We start from the raw sequence: 16027 nt of genomic DNA, 5'->3' as shown, positions 1-16027 counted from the left end.
TTTTAACATCGGCTTTAACAATTTTCCTATTGCTTTATTTTCCCCTATTTTTTGTTTTTGAATAGGTCTTTTTTTAAGTTGATACTGCAATAAAACTTTTTTATTATCCCCTTTTGCTATAAATAGGTCAGATTTATTCACTTCAAAATTTACCTGTTCATTTAATCCACTGGTAAACTTTAGGTCTTTGTCTAAAACGTAGTCCTTTGTAATTTTCATAAAATCATGTTGAGTTATATGATTAGTTCTAAAATGTGAAAATCCAAAATCAAATAGTTTTACAGTATCTTCATAAGCTGCTTCTGATGATGCGCTTTTAAAGTGACCGCTATAAGCTCAGTACTTCCACGTTTTGCAGAAGTTACAAGTGTGCTACCAGATTCATCAACATATCCATTTTTCCCACCATTAACCCCTTCATATCGCCATAAAAGTTTATTGTGATTATATAAAGTTGTTTTCCATCCTTCACCATTCCACCGAAGCTCCTTGGTACCTACAATTTCGCGAAATGTTTTATTTTTCATGGCATATTGTGTAATCTTTGCCATGTCATATGCTGTAGTCTGATGATTAGGGTCAAATAAGCCATGGGGATTTATAAAATTACTGTTTCTAACGCCGATTTTTTCCTTTGCGGTACGGTTCATTACTTTACTGAAATCCGTTACATTACCTGATACATGTTCAGCTATTGCAATGGCTGCATCATTCCCTGAGTTTATTAATAACCCCTGTAATAACTTTTTTAGTGGCACTTGTTCGCCCTCTTCTAAATATACCCTCGTCCCGTCTACTTCTCGTGCCTTTTTGCTAACCGTCACAGTGTCATTTAAATTACTTCCTTCGATTGCGATAATGGCAGTCAAAATTTTTGTAATGCTAGCTGGATACATTTTTTTTTTGACTTTGTTTTTCAAAAAGGATATCTCCAGTCACGGCATCAATTAGAATCACGGACTCACTCTTTAGATTTTCAACAGTATTTTCTTCAGCAACGGTGGAAAGTGGAAATAGAAACATCAGTAATTCAATAATCAATAAAAATCCTGCTATGAAGATATATCCTAATATTTTTCCCATGCGCTAAACACCTCAAATTAGCTATATGATTTTTTATTTTACCGGTTATTTATCAAGTTTTTATGCAGTGATCATTGATGATAAGGTTCAACTTAAGAAAAGAAATGTAGGGAAAAAAACACAAAACGACTTGAAAATAATAAGTTTTACTAAACAACAGGCAGATCTTCATAAATGAAGATCTGCCTTTACCTTTCCTATTAATTTTCGTCGTTAACTTCTTGTAAATACTGAATTACAAATGGATCGGACTCACACGGCAAGTTAAAGTCCTGCTGATATTGTTCATGTCCTTTTCCTGTAATAAACACCCAATCGCCTTTTTCAGCATAATTCCAAGCATATTGAATCGCCTTAGTACGATCCGGTATGATCAGTATCTCTTTGTCCAGGAATTCCGAACGAAGGTTCTCTAGTTGATTAGTCATCTCATTTTGAGATATACCATTTAAATCATCAAGAGTAAGAATAACTATAGAACTCAAGGAAGTAGAAGATTGAAGAATCTCCTTTCTTTTCGAGCTGTCACGATTCCCTCGAAATCCTAGAATATGAATAATGCGATTAGCTTGTTGCCTTTTGGCGGTTAGCAAACAATATTCAATCGCATCAGCCGTGTGCGCATAATCTACTATGAAGATTGCGCCCCTTTTATGTGTATATCGCTCAAACCTTCCTGGAACTCCTTTAAATGAAGGTAATGTATTATTAATTTTTTCTTGCTTATAGCCCATTTCATGACAAGTTAAGATGGCCGTTAAGGTATTCCATATATTATGCTCGCCTGCAAGCGGAATCTTGACCTGATGGAGAACTTGTTCTATTTGGTATTGGGCAATGGGATGATACTCTGCACAAATCCTCTTTAATTGAAGTTCATCATGAGGATACCTTCCGACTGTATGGGAAGGAACCGACTCTTTTATCAGGAAATCCTGCATTCTTCCTCCCCATTCATTATCAGTCACTACAATAGCCTGTCCATTTGGCTTGAGATGTTGGAATAGTCTAGATTTAACTTGAAAGTAGTCCCACATATTATCATGAAAATCAAGATGGTCATGACTAAGGTTAGTAAAAATAGCGTAATCAAAAAAAATACCTTCAATCCTTTGTTGCTGAATTCCATGAGAAGATACTTCCATAATAACGATTTCGTCCTGACTTATGTCTAATAATCTGTTTAATTCAATCGAATCAGGTGTTGTGTTTTTTGAGTTTAACCTTTGATTATTGACCATATTATGCACAGTACCAATTAAAGAACAGGTTTTACCCATCTTTTCTAATATATGTTTTAACAAAAACGCTGTAGTTGTTTTTCCGTTTGTACCGGTAATTCCAATCATTGTATGTTTTCTGTGGGGGTAGCCATAAAAGCAGTTAGCCAATTCTGCTAAAGCTTTTCTGCTATCGCTTACTCTTATATATGGAACATTTAAATTCCTAATGCGTTGTTCACCCAAAACGGCGACCGCTCCAGCTTCAACGGCCTGGTCAATAAACATATGCCCATCTGCCTCGAACCCTTCAACAGCGATAAATAAATCACCGCTTTTGACCTGTTTAGAGTTCATTTCAATACCTTTTATGTCGGGCAAAGGAGTGTTTGGGGAGTTAGTACCTATGGCTTCTAATAATACTTCCAGTTTCATATACTTGGTGCTCCTTTACTAATGAGCTTTAATTTATTTTACGGTTGTACTGTTACCACTTTTAACAATTTGTTTCCAATCATGTTCGGTTCCTTTATATACATCTTTTTTATAAGTGGCAAATGCGTATTCCTGAGAACGTGAAGGATTTTGTGCTATAAATGCAATCGCATCTTCAGACATCGAAGGAACTTTAATTTGTTTCGTACTTTCATTTTTAAGATTGATTTCACTTAATGTAGCTTTCACTTCAAATCCTCCAACTAATAAAGAATTATTAAAGGTAAAGGAGAGAGCGGTGATTTGTGGTTTACTATATAAAACTTTAAAGGTTTTTCCAAAGTCATTTGAGATCAGAACAGTATCCTTAGTGCTAACGGAAACAACCGAATTTTTATCTGGATGTACTGCCAAACCCGTAGGTTCATCATCTACCCCAGTCATATTGCTTTTTTTCCAAGACTTCGCCCCATCTAATGAATAATAAAGACCTGCAGAGTCCATTTTAGAGTTAGGTTGGGGGGTGTACGCATAAAGAGCATGGTTATTAAAACCAGCTGCAAACAAATGAAAATCCGATTCTCCTTCCAAATCTAACGTGTTCACTGACTTCCCTTTATCACTACTCCTTATTATTCCCAATGGGTTCGGTTTGCTGCTACCCGTAGCGGGATGCCCACTACTATAAAAACCGTCGTTAACCATGGCAAAGCCCATATAATCGTTTTTTTCACCCGGCGCATCCTTCCATTCGCCCGCGCTGAATTCTTTTATTCCATCATGAGCTGGTATCAAAATTTCATTTCCTTTCTTTGTATATCCGATTCCATGAATGTCCTCAAATGAGACGTCAGAACCTTTTTTAGACAGAAAGTAAATACAGATTCCAGCAATAAGTAAAGTCAGTAAAAGAATCCAAATAAACGTGGAAAAGCGATTATGAGTTATTGTTCTTGTATTGTTCTTCAATAAAAATACCCTTCCTTCTCATTAAAAAGAGAAAAAACCTCGGCTGAGGTTTTTCTATTCAGTAATGTTATTTACTTTCCCATTATCCTTATAAAACTGTTTAAAATTTTTGTACTTAATCATGGTCATCATACCAGCTGAAGCGTGGTGTAGGTCATGGCAATGAAACATCCAGTTTCCAGGATTATCAGCTACAAATGCGACTTCATAAGTTTCTCCAGGTTTTACATTCAGTGTATCCTTCTTTAACGGTGCACCTTTTACTGGTTTTCCATTTTTGCTTAATACCTGAAAGAAGTGACCATGTAGATGCATTGGATGATCCGATTTATCCATGCTTGTATTTTTCAGGGTAACCTTTACTTTATCCCCTTTGTTTACTTGTAAATTTTTCGTTTTTGGATATGTTTTATCGTTAATAGTGTAAACCATTTCACCTGACTTCATTTTTGTACCGAGATCCATTGCGTACTCTACATCAAAATTGTCTTTTAAAGACAATACACCAGGCTTTGGTTTACCCAATTGGTCTAACTTTACCTCACCCGAATCCTTTGAATGAGAAATTGGATTATAGTTCCCGGGTTTCCCCTGCACATTAATTCTCATATCCTTTGCTGCCTTCATATCACCGTGGCAATCAATAGTGAAGTTTTCTCCAGTAGAAGTGAATTCGATATCATAACGTTCACCTGGAGCAACTTCCAACACTTTGTTGTTTTGGTCTGATGGCTGATTTACTGGCTGACCATCAACATTTGTAATTTTATATGCTATTGGCACATGTATTTTATGAGACATGTAACCCGCATTAATAAAACGCAGTTTAACTTTTTCTCCTTTTCTTGCAATTAAAGGCTTACTTTTGTCAAACGTTTTGCCGTTTACAGTATAAATATCATAAGAGGACATGTCATGATCCATTCCACCCATGGAAGATGAGTTATCTTCTTTGGATTCGTCCTTGGTATCGTCCATTCCATTCATGTCATCATTTTTTCCCATATCCATGTTGGAATGATTCATACCTTCCATATTGTCTTCCATATCTTTGTTATCTTTACTTTTCTTATCACCACTCATATTCATTCCCGAATGGTCCATGCCTTTCATATCTAAATCTTTCTTTTCTTTAGATTCCCATTCATCAAGGACGAGGGCATAGTCCCGATCATATTTCATGTCTTCTTTTGATTCAACAATAAACGCTCCATATAATCCCTTGTCCACTTGGTTTACACTGTCTTGGTGACTGTGATACCAATAGGTACCAGGAGTATCTGCTACGAATTTATACGTATATTCTTTCCCAGGTTCCACTGCATCCTGTGTTACCCCTGGTATCCCATCTTGTGTGTTAGAAACAGGTACGCCGTGCCAATGAATACTTACGGGCTTAGGAAGAGTATTTTTTAGTGTTACTTTTATTGCCTCCCCTTCCTTGATACGTATCTCCCTACCTGGCACAGATCCATTATATGTCCAAGCATCGATTGTCTTATCTTTTCTTAATTTCCACTTTTGCTCTCTCGCTGTAAGATTTACTTCTCTAACCTTTTTCCCTTCAAGGTTTTCCGCTTTAGCCATTACTTTTGGACCTACTGAAGTTTCAGTTTTGCTACCGCTGTTTTCATTATTGGTAGCTTTATCAGTACAAGCTGCTAAAACAATCAATAATGCTATAAAAACACTAGAAAACAACCATTTTTTAACCACGGTTCTCCCTCCTTATATATAAAATACAAATAAATTGTGCAGATACTGTGGAATTTGTCTGAACTGGCATATACAAAACAGGTTTATTCATAAATTGAATTAACATAATGGACAAGGAGGAAAGCATGTCAATATATATTTTGAGCGTTTTATCTGTGAGTACAGCAATCGTGTTTATATCCACCTTTTTTTGTAAGCCGCTTAAAGAAAATATGAGTCATATGGTGTTTGTTATGGCTTATAGTATGTGTTTTGGGATGGCGATTGGATTTTATTTTGGATTAGTTTTCCAAAAAGATTTACTACTTGCAACTGTGGTTCCTATGTTAGTTAGTGGATTAGTTGGTTTGCTGATGGGACTGAAAGTTCATTTTCATTCCATGATGGAAGGTTTTTTTTCCGGTTTAATGGCCGGAATGATGGGAGCTATGTTATCCGCGATGTTATCAGTCAATCAAGCACATTTTTTAATTATGATAAGCGTCCTTTTAACCGTTGGATTTGGATTTTTATGTTCGTTACATTTTCTATCTAACTCATTGGTTAACTTTGTAGAAAAATACTTTTATCTTTTTTTAATTTCCTGTTGTATCACGTTATTTGTTGTTTATGTAACTTTTCCTGCATCACTTTTAAAGGCTGAGGATTCTTTAGCAAAATCCCCATCAAAACATTTATCTCATTTAAAGGATGAAAAGCGAAAGAAGTCAGTACCTAATTTCAAGGATGAGATACTTGTCAGTTGGAATATAAATATTAACAACAACGAATATCATTCTTCCCAACAAGAACTAAGAAAGAATGTAAAAGTAACGCTTTCATTAACCAACTTCGATTCCATTGAGCATGATATTGAAATTTCTCCGTTTATGTTTGAACCAATCAATAAAGGAAATGAAACAAGTTCATCACACAAACATGGAAAAAATATTGAAAAACAAGAAAATAGTGTTTTTCATCTTCATACAGAACCAGAGAGTTCCAATAAACTCACTTTTGTCCCGAAAAAATCTGGAACGTATCAATATTATTGTACAATACCAGGCCATAAAGAACTCGGTATGATCGGAATCATACGTATTTCTAATTGAAAAAAAAAGAGCAAGTTTATCACTAAACTTGCTCAACTCTATCTGGTATAAATTTCTATAGGATTCTCTTCTTTTTGATTGAAAGTACCTGAAGAAAAATGATACTTCTTTTCAATAAAAATCTGATGCCAAATCATGAAAGTAAACACGGTCCAAAGTTTACGGCTATTATCTTTCTTACCCAATTGGTGTTCCTTCAATAAATTCAACAAATAAACCTTGTCAAACAGATACTCAGTCTCACTTTGATTAATTAAAAGGTAGGCCCAATCAGATAATTCATTTTTAAGCCAATGTCTTATAGGGACCGGAAAACCTAACTTTTTACGATATAAAACCGAATTAGGCACGATACCTTCCATCGCTTTTCTTAAAGTGTACTTCGTCGTTTTATTCGCTATGGTTCTAGATGGATCAAGCTTAGAAGCAATTTTAAATACCTCTTTATCTAAAAACGGAACCCTGAGTTCCAGCGAATTGGCCATTGTCATCTTATCCGCTTTTACTAAAATGTCTCCGCGTAGCCAAGTATGCATATCAATGTACTGCATTTTATGCACATCTTGATAATGATCAACTTGTTGATAAAGGGATTTGGTTATATTTTGATAACCCCATTCTTGTTTATATCCCTTTAAGATCGTTCTTTTTTCTTCTTCAGTAAACATCTTAGCATTTCCGACGTATCTTTCTTCTAAGCTCATCGTACCACGTTCAAGAAAGCTTTTTCCTCTCGTAGAATCTGGCAAAAGTTTAGCTAATTTTGAAATTGCAGTGTTTATATCATTGGGCAGATAATTAAAGTATTTTAAAGAATAAGGTTCGTGGTATATATTGTAACCCCCAAACAGTTCGTCTGCGCCTTCACCAGATAAAACCACAGTAACATGCTTCCTTGCTTCTCTTGCCACAAAATAAAGGGGTATAGCAGCAGGATCTGCCACAGGTTCATCTAAATGCCAAATAATTTTAGGCAATTCCATAATAAACTCCTCAGGTTTAACGATATGGTGAATATTTTCTACATTTAATTCAGCCGCTGTTTGCTTGGCAACATCAACTTCACTATAACCGTCACGATCAAATCCTACAGTAAAAGTTTTCAGGTTTGGATGAAATTCCTTAGCAAGCGCAACAATACTCGATGAATCGATTCCTCCTGATAAGAAAGCACCTATTGGAACGTCGCTTCGCATATGGATTTTCACAGAGTCACGTAAAGTGTCCCGTATTTCTTGAATTTGCAGATGTAACGGCTGATTCTTTGGATTAAACCTAGGTTCCCAATATTTTTTTATTTTCATGGATTGTCCTATTTTTTTGGTAAAGAAGTGACCCGGTTCTAACCGCTTAATCTTACGTGATAAGGTATGGGGTTCAGGAACGTATTGGAAGGTAAGGTAATGTTGTAGCGCTTCTTTATTCAGTTCTCCACCAGTAGAGGCAAGGAGTATACTTTTCTTTTCTGAGGCACAGTAAAACTTATCCTGCTCCTCTAAATAAAAAAATGGTTTTATGCCAAAGGTGTCTCTGGCACCAAATAACTCCTCTTTTTCTTTATCCCATATAATAAAACTAAACATTCCTCTTAAATCATTAACTGCTTTTTCTCGTTTGTAACTATATAAAGCGAGTATAACTTCCGTATCTGATGCTGTTTGAAAACTATAGCCTATGTCTTTTAATTCGTCTCTTAATTCAAGATAGTTGTAAATCTCACCATTAAAAACAATCCAGAATCGATCATCCTCATAACCCAGAGGCTGTTGGCCGTTTTCAATATCGATAATACTTAACCTTCTAAATCCTAATCGTACGTGATCGTCAAAATAATAACCCACGTCATCTGGTCCTCTATATGAAATGATGTTGGTCATATTCATGAATTGTTGAACATCATCATTATTACACTGCATGGGAGAACTGCCTAATAGACCTATAAAACCGCACATGACAAAACCCACCTTTTTCAAATATACTCTAATAAAAAAATCTATTAAAAACCTGCTAAATAAACATTGTTGTAAAATATCTACATTTTTTAACTCCCACCTGCTTAATAAATGTTAGAAAGTCTTAAAAATGAGTTTGTGGACGAAACCCCATTTCAGAAAACTTAAAAATGCTAATAAGAAGAAAGAAGGGACTATCTCTCTTTCTTCCTTCTTTTTTATAACAGAAAAATATGCATATTTTATGAAAGGCTGAATACCAAAAAAGGACCCATAAATGGGTCCATATCAGGTGTCTAGCCTTATGAATAAAATGCAGAAAGCAAAAAAATGCGTAATTGGATGAGCTATTTGGTTGGGGCTTTGATTACCAGTATTGGAATCTTGACAACTTGTAGCAATGGTTTTTTTATGCCTGTAGCGAGGAGAATATGTCTGTATGCATCAGGGGGAACTTCATAAACTTCTTAGTGCTCTCCTGTACCTTAGTCTAAAGTTATTTGAATTCCCACTTATATCCCAAACCCCAAACTGTTTTAAGATAATCATTAATTGGAAACCCTACTTTCCTAAACTTTTCACGGATATTTCTAACATGAGAGTCAATAGTCCTCCCCTCTGTTTCTGAATCAATCCCCCAGATTATCTCTATTAATTGTTCTCTATTAAAAACTCTTCTCGGGAATTTGATTAAAAGATGAATCATTTCAAATTCCTTTGGAGTGAGTGTAATAGGCTCATTTTTATAGGTAATGAGATGGCGTTTTTCTTCAATTACCAACCCCTCAACGACAAAACCATTTGATGAGTTGAAATTATTCCTTCTTAACACTGCCTCTATTCTGGCAAGTAATACATCTTCATCAAATGGCTTGATAATATAATCATCCGCTCCTAGCTTTAATCCTTTTACCATATCCAGTTTTTGACTTCTCGCCGTCAACATAATGATAGGTACTTGAGACCATTCACGGATTAATTGGCAAGTTTCCCATCCATCCATGCCAGGCATCATTATATCCAGTAAAACTAAGTGAATGGATTCTTTTTTTATGATTGAAACTGCTTCTTCTCCAGAATGTGCTTTATATACTTCATAAGCAGTAGGTGGCAAATACAGTGAGATCAGTTCTACCATGCGTTCTTCATCATCTACAATCAGTACTTTTTTCATCATCTTCTTACCTCCTTACTCATCAGGATTGTCATTGTTGTACCTTGTCCTAATTGGCTTGTGACTGTAATTTTCCCATCATGAAGTTCAACAATTTCTTTAGCTATCGCCAAACCAAGTCCTGAACCGCCTTTTTCTCTAGAACGGGATTTTTCCACACGATACAATCTTTCCCAAATAAACGGTAACTCTTCCTTAGGTATTCCTTCCCCTTGATCAATGACCTGAATTAAAAGATGATCTTTACTGTCACTCACTTTTACAATAACGCCAGTGCCAGCCGCAGAGTGTTTTAATGCATTATCTAACAGAATAAGAATAACTTGGGCAATACGCTTATCATCTATCTTCAATCTGTAATCCCCGTCAGTAACAAAATCTAAAGTCACTTTTTTTGAAGAAAAGGCGGGTTTGATATTATCTATTACTTTTCTGATTAATTGGGTTATCGAAACCTCTTTCTTGTTAATTAGAAATTGTGTTTGATCCATTTTTGCTAGTTCAAAAAGATCTTCAATAAGTTTTGTTAAGTTCTCAGCCTCTTCATCGATAATATTTAAGTATTTTTCTCGTTCATCTTTACTTAAAAGTGGCCGTTGAGCAACGTGAGTGTATCCCTTAATATATGTCAAAGGTGTTCTCAATTCATGTGAGATATTTGCCAAAAACTCTTTTCTTTCTCTTTGTAACCGGTACAATTCTTCAGACAAACTTGTAATCTCTAAAGCAAGTTCACCTAATTCATCGTTTCGGTTTATATCTAAAGAAACCTTGTGATAACCCCGGCTTAACTTTTGGGTAGTTTTTTTCATTCTAATTAATGGTTTGGTAATGGTCCTCGATAAAAATATCACCGTAATAATAGAAATTATCAATGAAATCAAACTTACATTTATAATTTCATCTTTAAGATGTCGATTCATGTCTTGAATAAAACGAGTATCCAGGAACATATATACATAGGCTTTGTGTTTTCCATTAATGACGATAGGCGATACAGATGCAAAATAAGCTTTATCCTGCCAGTCACTTTCGATTAAAACTCCATGGTGTGTAACATTAATTTTTTTATTGAGGATATCTTTCATTTTAGAATCAATTTCACTAGAGCTTCTAAGAATATTCCTATGTGTGTCAGTAATCACAACCTTTGTTGTTGCCTGTTGTTCCATTAGGGCAACATGGTGCAACGTAAGATCATCGAATTTTTTCTCTAATACATCCCGATGGTTATTACCACGTGAAATCAGTTCTTGTGTTTCTTCATTTATTCGACTATTTAGCAATGCCTGATACAAAAGTACAAAAATAACTAATTCAAGCAACAATAAAATGACAAGGAATAAACTTCCCAATTTCATAGCAAGTCTCATTTTTTGTCTCCTGCTAGAACCAATAAACCAGAGTATCCATTACACCAAAAGGATAATTAAGGTTCCAAATATTTGTTGAACAATACGACCGTATCTTCTACCCTTTTTCATAATTGCCCCACATAGGCCAAAATAACCGATGAGTCCTATAAAACCCAGAAAAGGAATAGCAGTATCTATAGAAAAAATGCCTGCAAGAATGGCTCCATAGGAAGTGAATAAAACTAACGGCATCAGTAAAATAAAAAATAATGAGAACATAGTCGGACAAAATCCTAATGAAAAAGATTTCCTTAATGCGTCCACTTCATTTTTAAAATTACCAACAGATAAAAACCTATTACTATCAATAATGGACCAGGTGTCTTTCTCGTTGAGGATTGGTATCAAGGAGGTTTGAAATTTGCTTAGCCATTCTTCTAGACTCAGGTTTAATTAAATCACTTCCTGAATCAAATAATATGTCATTTAGGATAACTATGTGTAATGCTTCTTTCGTCAATTTTGTATGTAGCTTCCCTTGTAAATTATGGAGATTAATATATCGGTTGATCTGTTTTTGCAAAGTTTTCAAATCATTTGCCGAATCTACTAACCCTTTCATTTCGTCTCTTTCAGTATTATTACATACTAAAACGGGACTTGGTGGACGGTTTTCTTGAATGCCCTTACTCCCCAGCATGAGGTTAAACGTGTTCGTCATCTCTTTAAATTTAGTCTTATCTATATCACTCATTGCGAAAAGTACTATGAATAGAGATAGTAATAGAGTCAACATATCCGAATATGGAATTAACCACGTTTCGTCTATCTTATCTTCTTCTTTTTTTTAGGCATAATCCAAGCTCCCTTTATTGTTTCTCATATTGTACCTAAGAAATATGGATTTTTTTTGCATGGGGAATAAAACTTTTTATTGTAAGTTTGAATCACTTATTTTTTATAAGTTTTTTACAACCAAATAAGCTAAATAAAGGCTAACTATTATTAGTAATAATTTACCGATCCATGTAAATTGCAATATTTGGTGCACCGAAAAAGCCTCTAACAATAAAGCAGGAAGTTTTCCTATAACGGTAGTAACAGCAAAAAGAGCTATTGTCGCTTTACTCATGGCTGCAGCTAAAGTGACTAACCCAGAAGGAACAAAAGGGAGCAATCGCAAACTTAAAATGAAATAAAACAAATTCTTACCTTCTGCATTAATTAACTTCTTTAAGCCTCTATAACGATACAATAAAGAGCGATCGAATTTGTTCACACCTTTTCGATATAACCAAAAAGAAACAATGGCTCCAGCAACTTCCCCCAAAAAAGAAATGGAGGTTCCTGTCCAAAACCCAAAAAAGAGAATATTTGCTCCCGTCAAAAAGACACTAGGAACTAAGCCTAAAATAGCAATTATTATGTTCAACACGATACTGATAACTACTGAGACTGACTGGTATTCATTAAATAATCTTATGATTGCCTCTTGCCATTCCATCATTAATTCTTCACCTATCCGCGCGTTTCTTCTGTATTTGGATCTATCAATATAAATAAAAATATAAATTAAGACGCTAGCGTTCTACAATGATCGATAATTATAGCTATTGAAAGCTCAAAATATTATCATCTGTAGCAAACACATTGCTGTAATTATGTACTACTAAAAAAATATGCAGTTTTTCTGGAGTTTTATAAAACCTGTTTACTTGAAATATCAACGGGAACACTAAACACGAAATATAATCTAAAGGAAAGGGATTGAAAAAAATGCATGAAAATTTTCAACAATGTATTGATGAATGTTTAGCCTTCAATAAAAAACATAAAAATAAATAGCTTCTTCATAATTAATCCACCCTTCTATGAAACTAGCATATCAGAGTGGTCAATCCTAATACATTCTTAGTGAATCATTATGTAAGTTTCTATTTAAGGTAAAAGTAGCAGAATCATGTTTCCTTTACACCTTTTAATTTAGCTTACAGACATGAATTGCTACCTTTTCCTACTTGTATATACCATTTATTCCCTATGATTTTCATCCCTTCCACCTACCATTAAATATCGCCTTTTTCCTTATGACCCAAAGACTTGTAAACCCGCTTGAGTATTAACAATTAAATGATCCAATATTTCATACCGAGCATCTTACCTAAGACTGTAATATCCCTTCTGGACCTCCATTATAAAAGCAGAGTTTCCAGCTGTTTTCTCTATTTTCTAGCTACAACCCAATAAAAACCGTTTGATTAGTCAATGAAATGCTCGGTATCTAATTCAGAATATCCCACTTCTTTTAGTAAGCTTGGCTTTCGAGGTTGGTTAGCTAAATAAGTTTTTAAACCCATCACTACCCCTCCTAAGCTTCTTAGTTCCTGTAATAAAGATAAGTTTCGTAAACTAAGCAAACATGACAGAAAAACAGTTTTCGAAGTGCTAAAAACAGTCTTATAAATTTATCGCCATGGCAGAGAACAATGATGTGTTGTAGCGAGCTGTATTATTAATCAGCAATATCCCATACTCGAATGGACAGATCTTAGCAACACAGAACTCTTCTCTACACCGACTTTTTAAAGAAAAATAAAAAAGGAAGGGTTAAAACCCTTCCTCGAGATTATAGGTATCCTTTTTCTTTCAGACTGGTGTATTCGGCCTTCGCATTTATAATCAAATGATCCAGAACTTCAATACCGATGAGCTTTCCGGCGGCTACGAGCCGTCCAGTGACTTCGATATCTTCACGGGAAGGCATCGTGTCCTGACTCGGATGTTGATGATAGACGAGAATGGAAGAGGCATTATTCAAGATCGCTGATTTAAAGACTTCTCTTGGATGAACGATACTGGAATTTAGAGCCCCGACATGGCACCGATGAACGGCGATTACTCGGTTTTTGGTATTCAGGCACATCACGAAGAAGACTTCGCGATCATCCTCACCGATGAATAAAGCAGCCACCCTCGCACCATCCTGGGGAGAACGGACCAGGTATTGTTCTCCTCCTTCAAGTTCTGAAATCACTTGCTTGATGCGTTGAATTTCGTAAACAGCTTCCATACATTAACAGCTCCCTTCTTTGTTTGAAGGAGCAGAAATCTTTGTGAAAAGAACGGTCAAGGGGCCTGAAGTTTGTGAAGTTTTTTGAAAGACTTCCTCAAAAAAGTTCACAAAGTTTGCGAAGCGAATGCGCAGCATCCCTTGAAGGTTCTCATGAGCAAACGATTATACTGGGAAGAACAAAGAAGAGGATTATCTATGGCTAGAACGCCCAAACCACAACCATGTGAATAGCAAAAGTGTATATTAATAAAATTAATGATGAATAAAACTGCAAAATTATAGGACGTACTGCTTGTTTTCATTTAACATTCGCGGTTATAATAATAAATAATGACATATATTAAAAAAGACCGCTGGTGCTACCAACACCAACGGTCATACAATAGTAGGTTCCCTGCAAGGGGGATCGACGTTAAGGTAGAAATAATCCACCGGAGCCGTTAACTCAAGGGTGGGTTATTTTTTTTGGTTGAATGACAGCACGATACGATAAAGCCTGCAAACGCAATTGCAAACATCAACGCTTCATATACTGACATCAGCACCACCCTCTTCCTTTGGGGATGAATGCCGACCACCCTTGAGAAATCCTGTTCTATTGTATTTTTATATTATACCATTTTCTTCATTATTTTTTGAAAATTAAGTAAGCTAAAAGAGCAATAATTTACTTAAGGTATCCATACACCTATTTGAATTCTTGGATATCCTCAGGGGCTAGTTTAAGGGTTCAGCATTTAATTGCTGAAAACGATTCACCAGCCATTTGCTCCCCTCTTTCTGTAAATACACTTCCAATGTGATCTTTGACAATTCCTTTTGGCCATTAGCTAGTGAAATCATGGTTTCTTCAAATGTGACGATTGCACTGCCGTTTTCACCTTGTAAACGTGTATAAACCGTAGAATCTCCAATTTCATGCTCATATTGATACTTCTCATCTCTTTCTGCTTCAGGAAAATACTTTTGGAACATGTCCTGTGTAAGTACCTCTTTTGCTTTTTCACGCCGTTCATTCAACTGATCCTTTTTTACTTGGTAAAGAGATTGAACAAAAACATTTACACTTTCTTCAATATTTTTGTCTTCTGATTGAATAGTCTGGCGGCTTTCTTGTTGTTTGTTGGCTTTCAACAACGTAATCTGGTCTTTTTGCCTTTTAACCTTATGAGTTAATGAATCGATCATTGTGGCTTGGTCATCGATGGTTCGGAAACCAAACCATACTGTTGCGATGATAAAGATCGCTACCATTAAAAGACCCGTTTTTATCAAAAACTCCTGTTTCATTTTCATCACCTTCCTCTAAAGTCCTAAAACAGATTGAGGATTGAGATGGCCGCCCCATTCAGAAGTTTTGACCTCAAAGTGCAAATGTGGTCCGGTTGAATGCCCTGTGCTCCCGCACACTCCAATTTGTTGTCCTTCCTTTATAGCTTGTCCCTTTCTTACATTGGTTTCGAATAAATGAGCATAGCCGGTATAAAGTCCTTTCCCATGTTGCAGGATGACGAGGTTACCATAACCGGGAGCTCCATTCTTGTTTTTGTGAAATTCAGAGTAGATCACCTTACCCTGACGTGCAGCATAAATGGGCGTTACCCTATTTATACAGCCAAAATCCAAACCTTTATGGTTCTTCTTGGTTCCATCAGACCAAGTTCTCGTTCCAAATCCACTTGTTACCTCAACTGCTCCTTCAATAGGTGTTGTCCATTTTCCTTTTCCTTGCACTGGAGAAGTAAAGTCATAATACTTTAGGACGGCATCTACATATCCAACGTCACCATAGCAGGCATTAACGGGAACTGCTTCCGGACGAATACAGTGGTAAATACCCGTATGTGCGAGCTTCTGATATTGTCTTTTGGAAAAATTCATGGCAAGTTCCTTGGTGTAATGACCGCCTCTTTGGTTCACGTAATCTATAAATCCTCCACCGAATAGTGATAGGTAGGG

General features: G+C 35.7%; 16 protein-coding genes. 1 reads left to right on the top strand and 15 read right to left on the bottom strand.

Annotated features, from left to right (window positions below):
• The 6 genes from ABHN01_RS21845 to ABHN01_RS21820 all read right to left on the bottom strand — a co-directional run.
• A partial coding sequence (locus ABHN01_RS21845) for a hypothetical protein (protein WP_429877275.1) occupies nucleotides 1-219 on the bottom strand: 219 nt, incomplete at its 3' end.
• Between the two features lie 59 nt (nucleotides 220-278).
• On the bottom strand, nucleotides 279-920 hold the full coding sequence (locus ABHN01_RS21840) for a D-alanyl-D-alanine carboxypeptidase family protein (RefSeq protein ID WP_429877274.1): 642 nt from the start codon (nucleotides 918-920) through the stop codon (nucleotides 279-281).
• On the bottom strand, nucleotides 883-1083 hold the full coding sequence (locus ABHN01_RS21835) for a hypothetical protein (protein ID WP_429877273.1): 201 nt from the start codon (nucleotides 1081-1083) through the stop codon (nucleotides 883-885). Before ABHN01_RS21835 ends, ABHN01_RS21840 begins: the two co-directional genes overlap by 38 nt.
• A gap of 200 nt (nucleotides 1084-1283) precedes the next feature.
• Nucleotides 1284-2738 (bottom strand): UDP-N-acetylmuramoyl-L-alanyl-D-glutamate--2,6-diaminopimelate ligase, encoded by a 1455-nt coding sequence (locus ABHN01_RS21830; RefSeq protein WP_429877272.1) that lies wholly within the window; start codon nucleotides 2736-2738, stop codon nucleotides 1284-1286.
• Nucleotides 2739-2771: 33 nt separating this feature from the next.
• On the bottom strand, nucleotides 2772-3707 hold the full coding sequence (locus ABHN01_RS21825; protein WP_429877271.1) for a F510_1955 family glycosylhydrolase: 936 nt from the start codon (nucleotides 3705-3707) through the stop codon (nucleotides 2772-2774).
• A 54-nt stretch (nucleotides 3708-3761) separates the two neighbouring features.
• On the bottom strand, nucleotides 3762-5423 hold the full coding sequence (locus tag ABHN01_RS21820) for a multicopper oxidase family protein (protein ID WP_429877270.1): 1662 nt from the start codon (nucleotides 5421-5423) through the stop codon (nucleotides 3762-3764).
• A 125-nt stretch (nucleotides 5424-5548) separates the two neighbouring features.
• Between ABHN01_RS21820 and ABHN01_RS21815 the strand changes: the two genes are divergently transcribed.
• Nucleotides 5549-6514, top strand: coding sequence for a plastocyanin/azurin family copper-binding protein (locus tag ABHN01_RS21815; RefSeq protein ID WP_429877269.1), 966 nt, complete (start codon nucleotides 5549-5551; stop codon nucleotides 6512-6514).
• 38 nt (nucleotides 6515-6552) lie between these two features.
• Here the strand turns inward: ABHN01_RS21815 and asnB are convergent, their stop codons facing one another.
• The 9 genes from asnB to ABHN01_RS21770 form a co-directional block, all read right to left on the bottom strand.
• Entirely contained in the window at nucleotides 6553-8466 is a 1914-nt protein-coding gene (asnB, locus tag ABHN01_RS21810) for an asparagine synthase (glutamine-hydrolyzing) (RefSeq protein WP_429877268.1), read from the bottom strand.
• A gap of 496 nt (nucleotides 8467-8962) precedes the next feature.
• Nucleotides 8963-9640: a response regulator transcription factor gene (locus tag ABHN01_RS21805; RefSeq protein ID WP_429877276.1), complete on the bottom strand. Its 678-nt coding sequence runs from the start codon at nucleotides 9638-9640 to the stop codon at nucleotides 8963-8965.
• On the bottom strand, nucleotides 9640-11013 hold the full coding sequence (locus tag ABHN01_RS21800) for a HAMP domain-containing sensor histidine kinase (RefSeq protein WP_429877267.1): 1374 nt from the start codon (nucleotides 11011-11013) through the stop codon (nucleotides 9640-9642). The genes ABHN01_RS21805 and ABHN01_RS21800 overlap by 1 nt, the downstream gene beginning before the upstream one ends.
• A gap of 39 nt (nucleotides 11014-11052) precedes the next feature.
• Nucleotides 11053-11274, bottom strand: a complete 222-nt coding sequence (locus tag ABHN01_RS21795) for a hypothetical protein (protein WP_429877266.1) — start codon at nucleotides 11272-11274, stop codon at nucleotides 11053-11055.
• 85 nt (nucleotides 11275-11359) lie between these two features.
• Nucleotides 11360-11749: a hypothetical protein gene (locus tag ABHN01_RS21790; RefSeq protein ID WP_429877277.1), complete on the bottom strand. Its 390-nt coding sequence runs from the start codon at nucleotides 11747-11749 to the stop codon at nucleotides 11360-11362.
• Between the two features lie 204 nt (nucleotides 11750-11953).
• A complete protein-coding gene (locus ABHN01_RS21785) occupies nucleotides 11954-12502 on the bottom strand; it encodes a TVP38/TMEM64 family protein (protein WP_429877265.1) in 549 nt (182 codons plus the stop codon).
• A gap of 1119 nt (nucleotides 12503-13621) precedes the next feature.
• Nucleotides 13622-14065 (bottom strand): JAB domain-containing protein, encoded by a 444-nt coding sequence (locus ABHN01_RS21780; RefSeq protein WP_429877264.1) that lies wholly within the window; start codon nucleotides 14063-14065, stop codon nucleotides 13622-13624.
• A 720-nt stretch (nucleotides 14066-14785) separates the two neighbouring features.
• A complete protein-coding gene (locus ABHN01_RS21775; protein ID WP_429877263.1) occupies nucleotides 14786-15358 on the bottom strand; it encodes a hypothetical protein in 573 nt (190 codons plus the stop codon).
• Between the two features lie 15 nt (nucleotides 15359-15373).
• A partial coding sequence (locus ABHN01_RS21770; RefSeq protein ID WP_429877262.1) for a M23 family metallopeptidase occupies nucleotides 15374-16027 on the bottom strand: 654 nt, incomplete at its 5' end.

Source organism: Fictibacillus sp. NRS-1165 (assembly GCF_050468105.1).
In the GTDB taxonomy this organism is placed as follows: domain Bacteria; phylum Bacillota; class Bacilli; order Bacillales; family Fictibacillaceae; genus Fictibacillus_C; species Fictibacillus_C terrinigri.
The sequence above is the reverse complement of the archived record's forward strand: the minus strand, read 5'-3'. Positions and strand labels throughout refer to the sequence as shown.

Coding starts and splice junctions, on each gene's coding strand:
- ABHN01_RS21815 (WP_429877269.1), top strand. CDS start 5,549: ATGTCAATATATATTTTGAGCGTTTTATCTGTGAGTACAGCAATCGTG.
- ABHN01_RS21785 (WP_429877265.1), bottom strand. CDS start 12,502: ATGATGGAATGGCAAGAGGCAATCATAAGATTATTTAATGAATACCAG.
- ABHN01_RS21805 (WP_429877276.1), bottom strand. CDS start 9,640: ATGAAAAAAGTACTGATTGTAGATGATGAAGAACGCATGGTAGAACTG.
- ABHN01_RS21775 (WP_429877263.1), bottom strand. CDS start 15,358: ATGAAACAGGAGTTTTTGATAAAAACGGGTCTTTTAATGGTAGCGATC.
- ABHN01_RS21835 (WP_429877273.1), bottom strand. CDS start 1,083: ATGGGAAAAATATTAGGATATATCTTCATAGCAGGATTTTTATTGATT.
- asnB (WP_429877268.1), bottom strand. CDS start 8,466: ATGTGCGGTTTTATAGGTCTATTAGGCAGTTCTCCCATGCAGTGTAAT.
- ABHN01_RS21790 (WP_429877277.1), bottom strand. CDS start 11,749: ATGAGTGATATAGATAAGACTAAATTTAAAGAGATGACGAACACGTTT.
- ABHN01_RS21800 (WP_429877267.1), bottom strand. CDS start 11,013: ATGAGACTTGCTATGAAATTGGGAAGTTTATTCCTTGTCATTTTATTG.
- ABHN01_RS21780 (WP_429877264.1), bottom strand. CDS start 14,065: ATGGAAGCTGTTTACGAAATTCAACGCATCAAGCAAGTGATTTCAGAA.
- ABHN01_RS21795 (WP_429877266.1), bottom strand. CDS start 11,274: ATGTTCTCATTATTTTTTATTTTACTGATGCCGTTAGTTTTATTCACT.
- ABHN01_RS21830 (WP_429877272.1), bottom strand. CDS start 2,738: ATGAAACTGGAAGTATTATTAGAAGCCATAGGTACTAACTCCCCAAAC.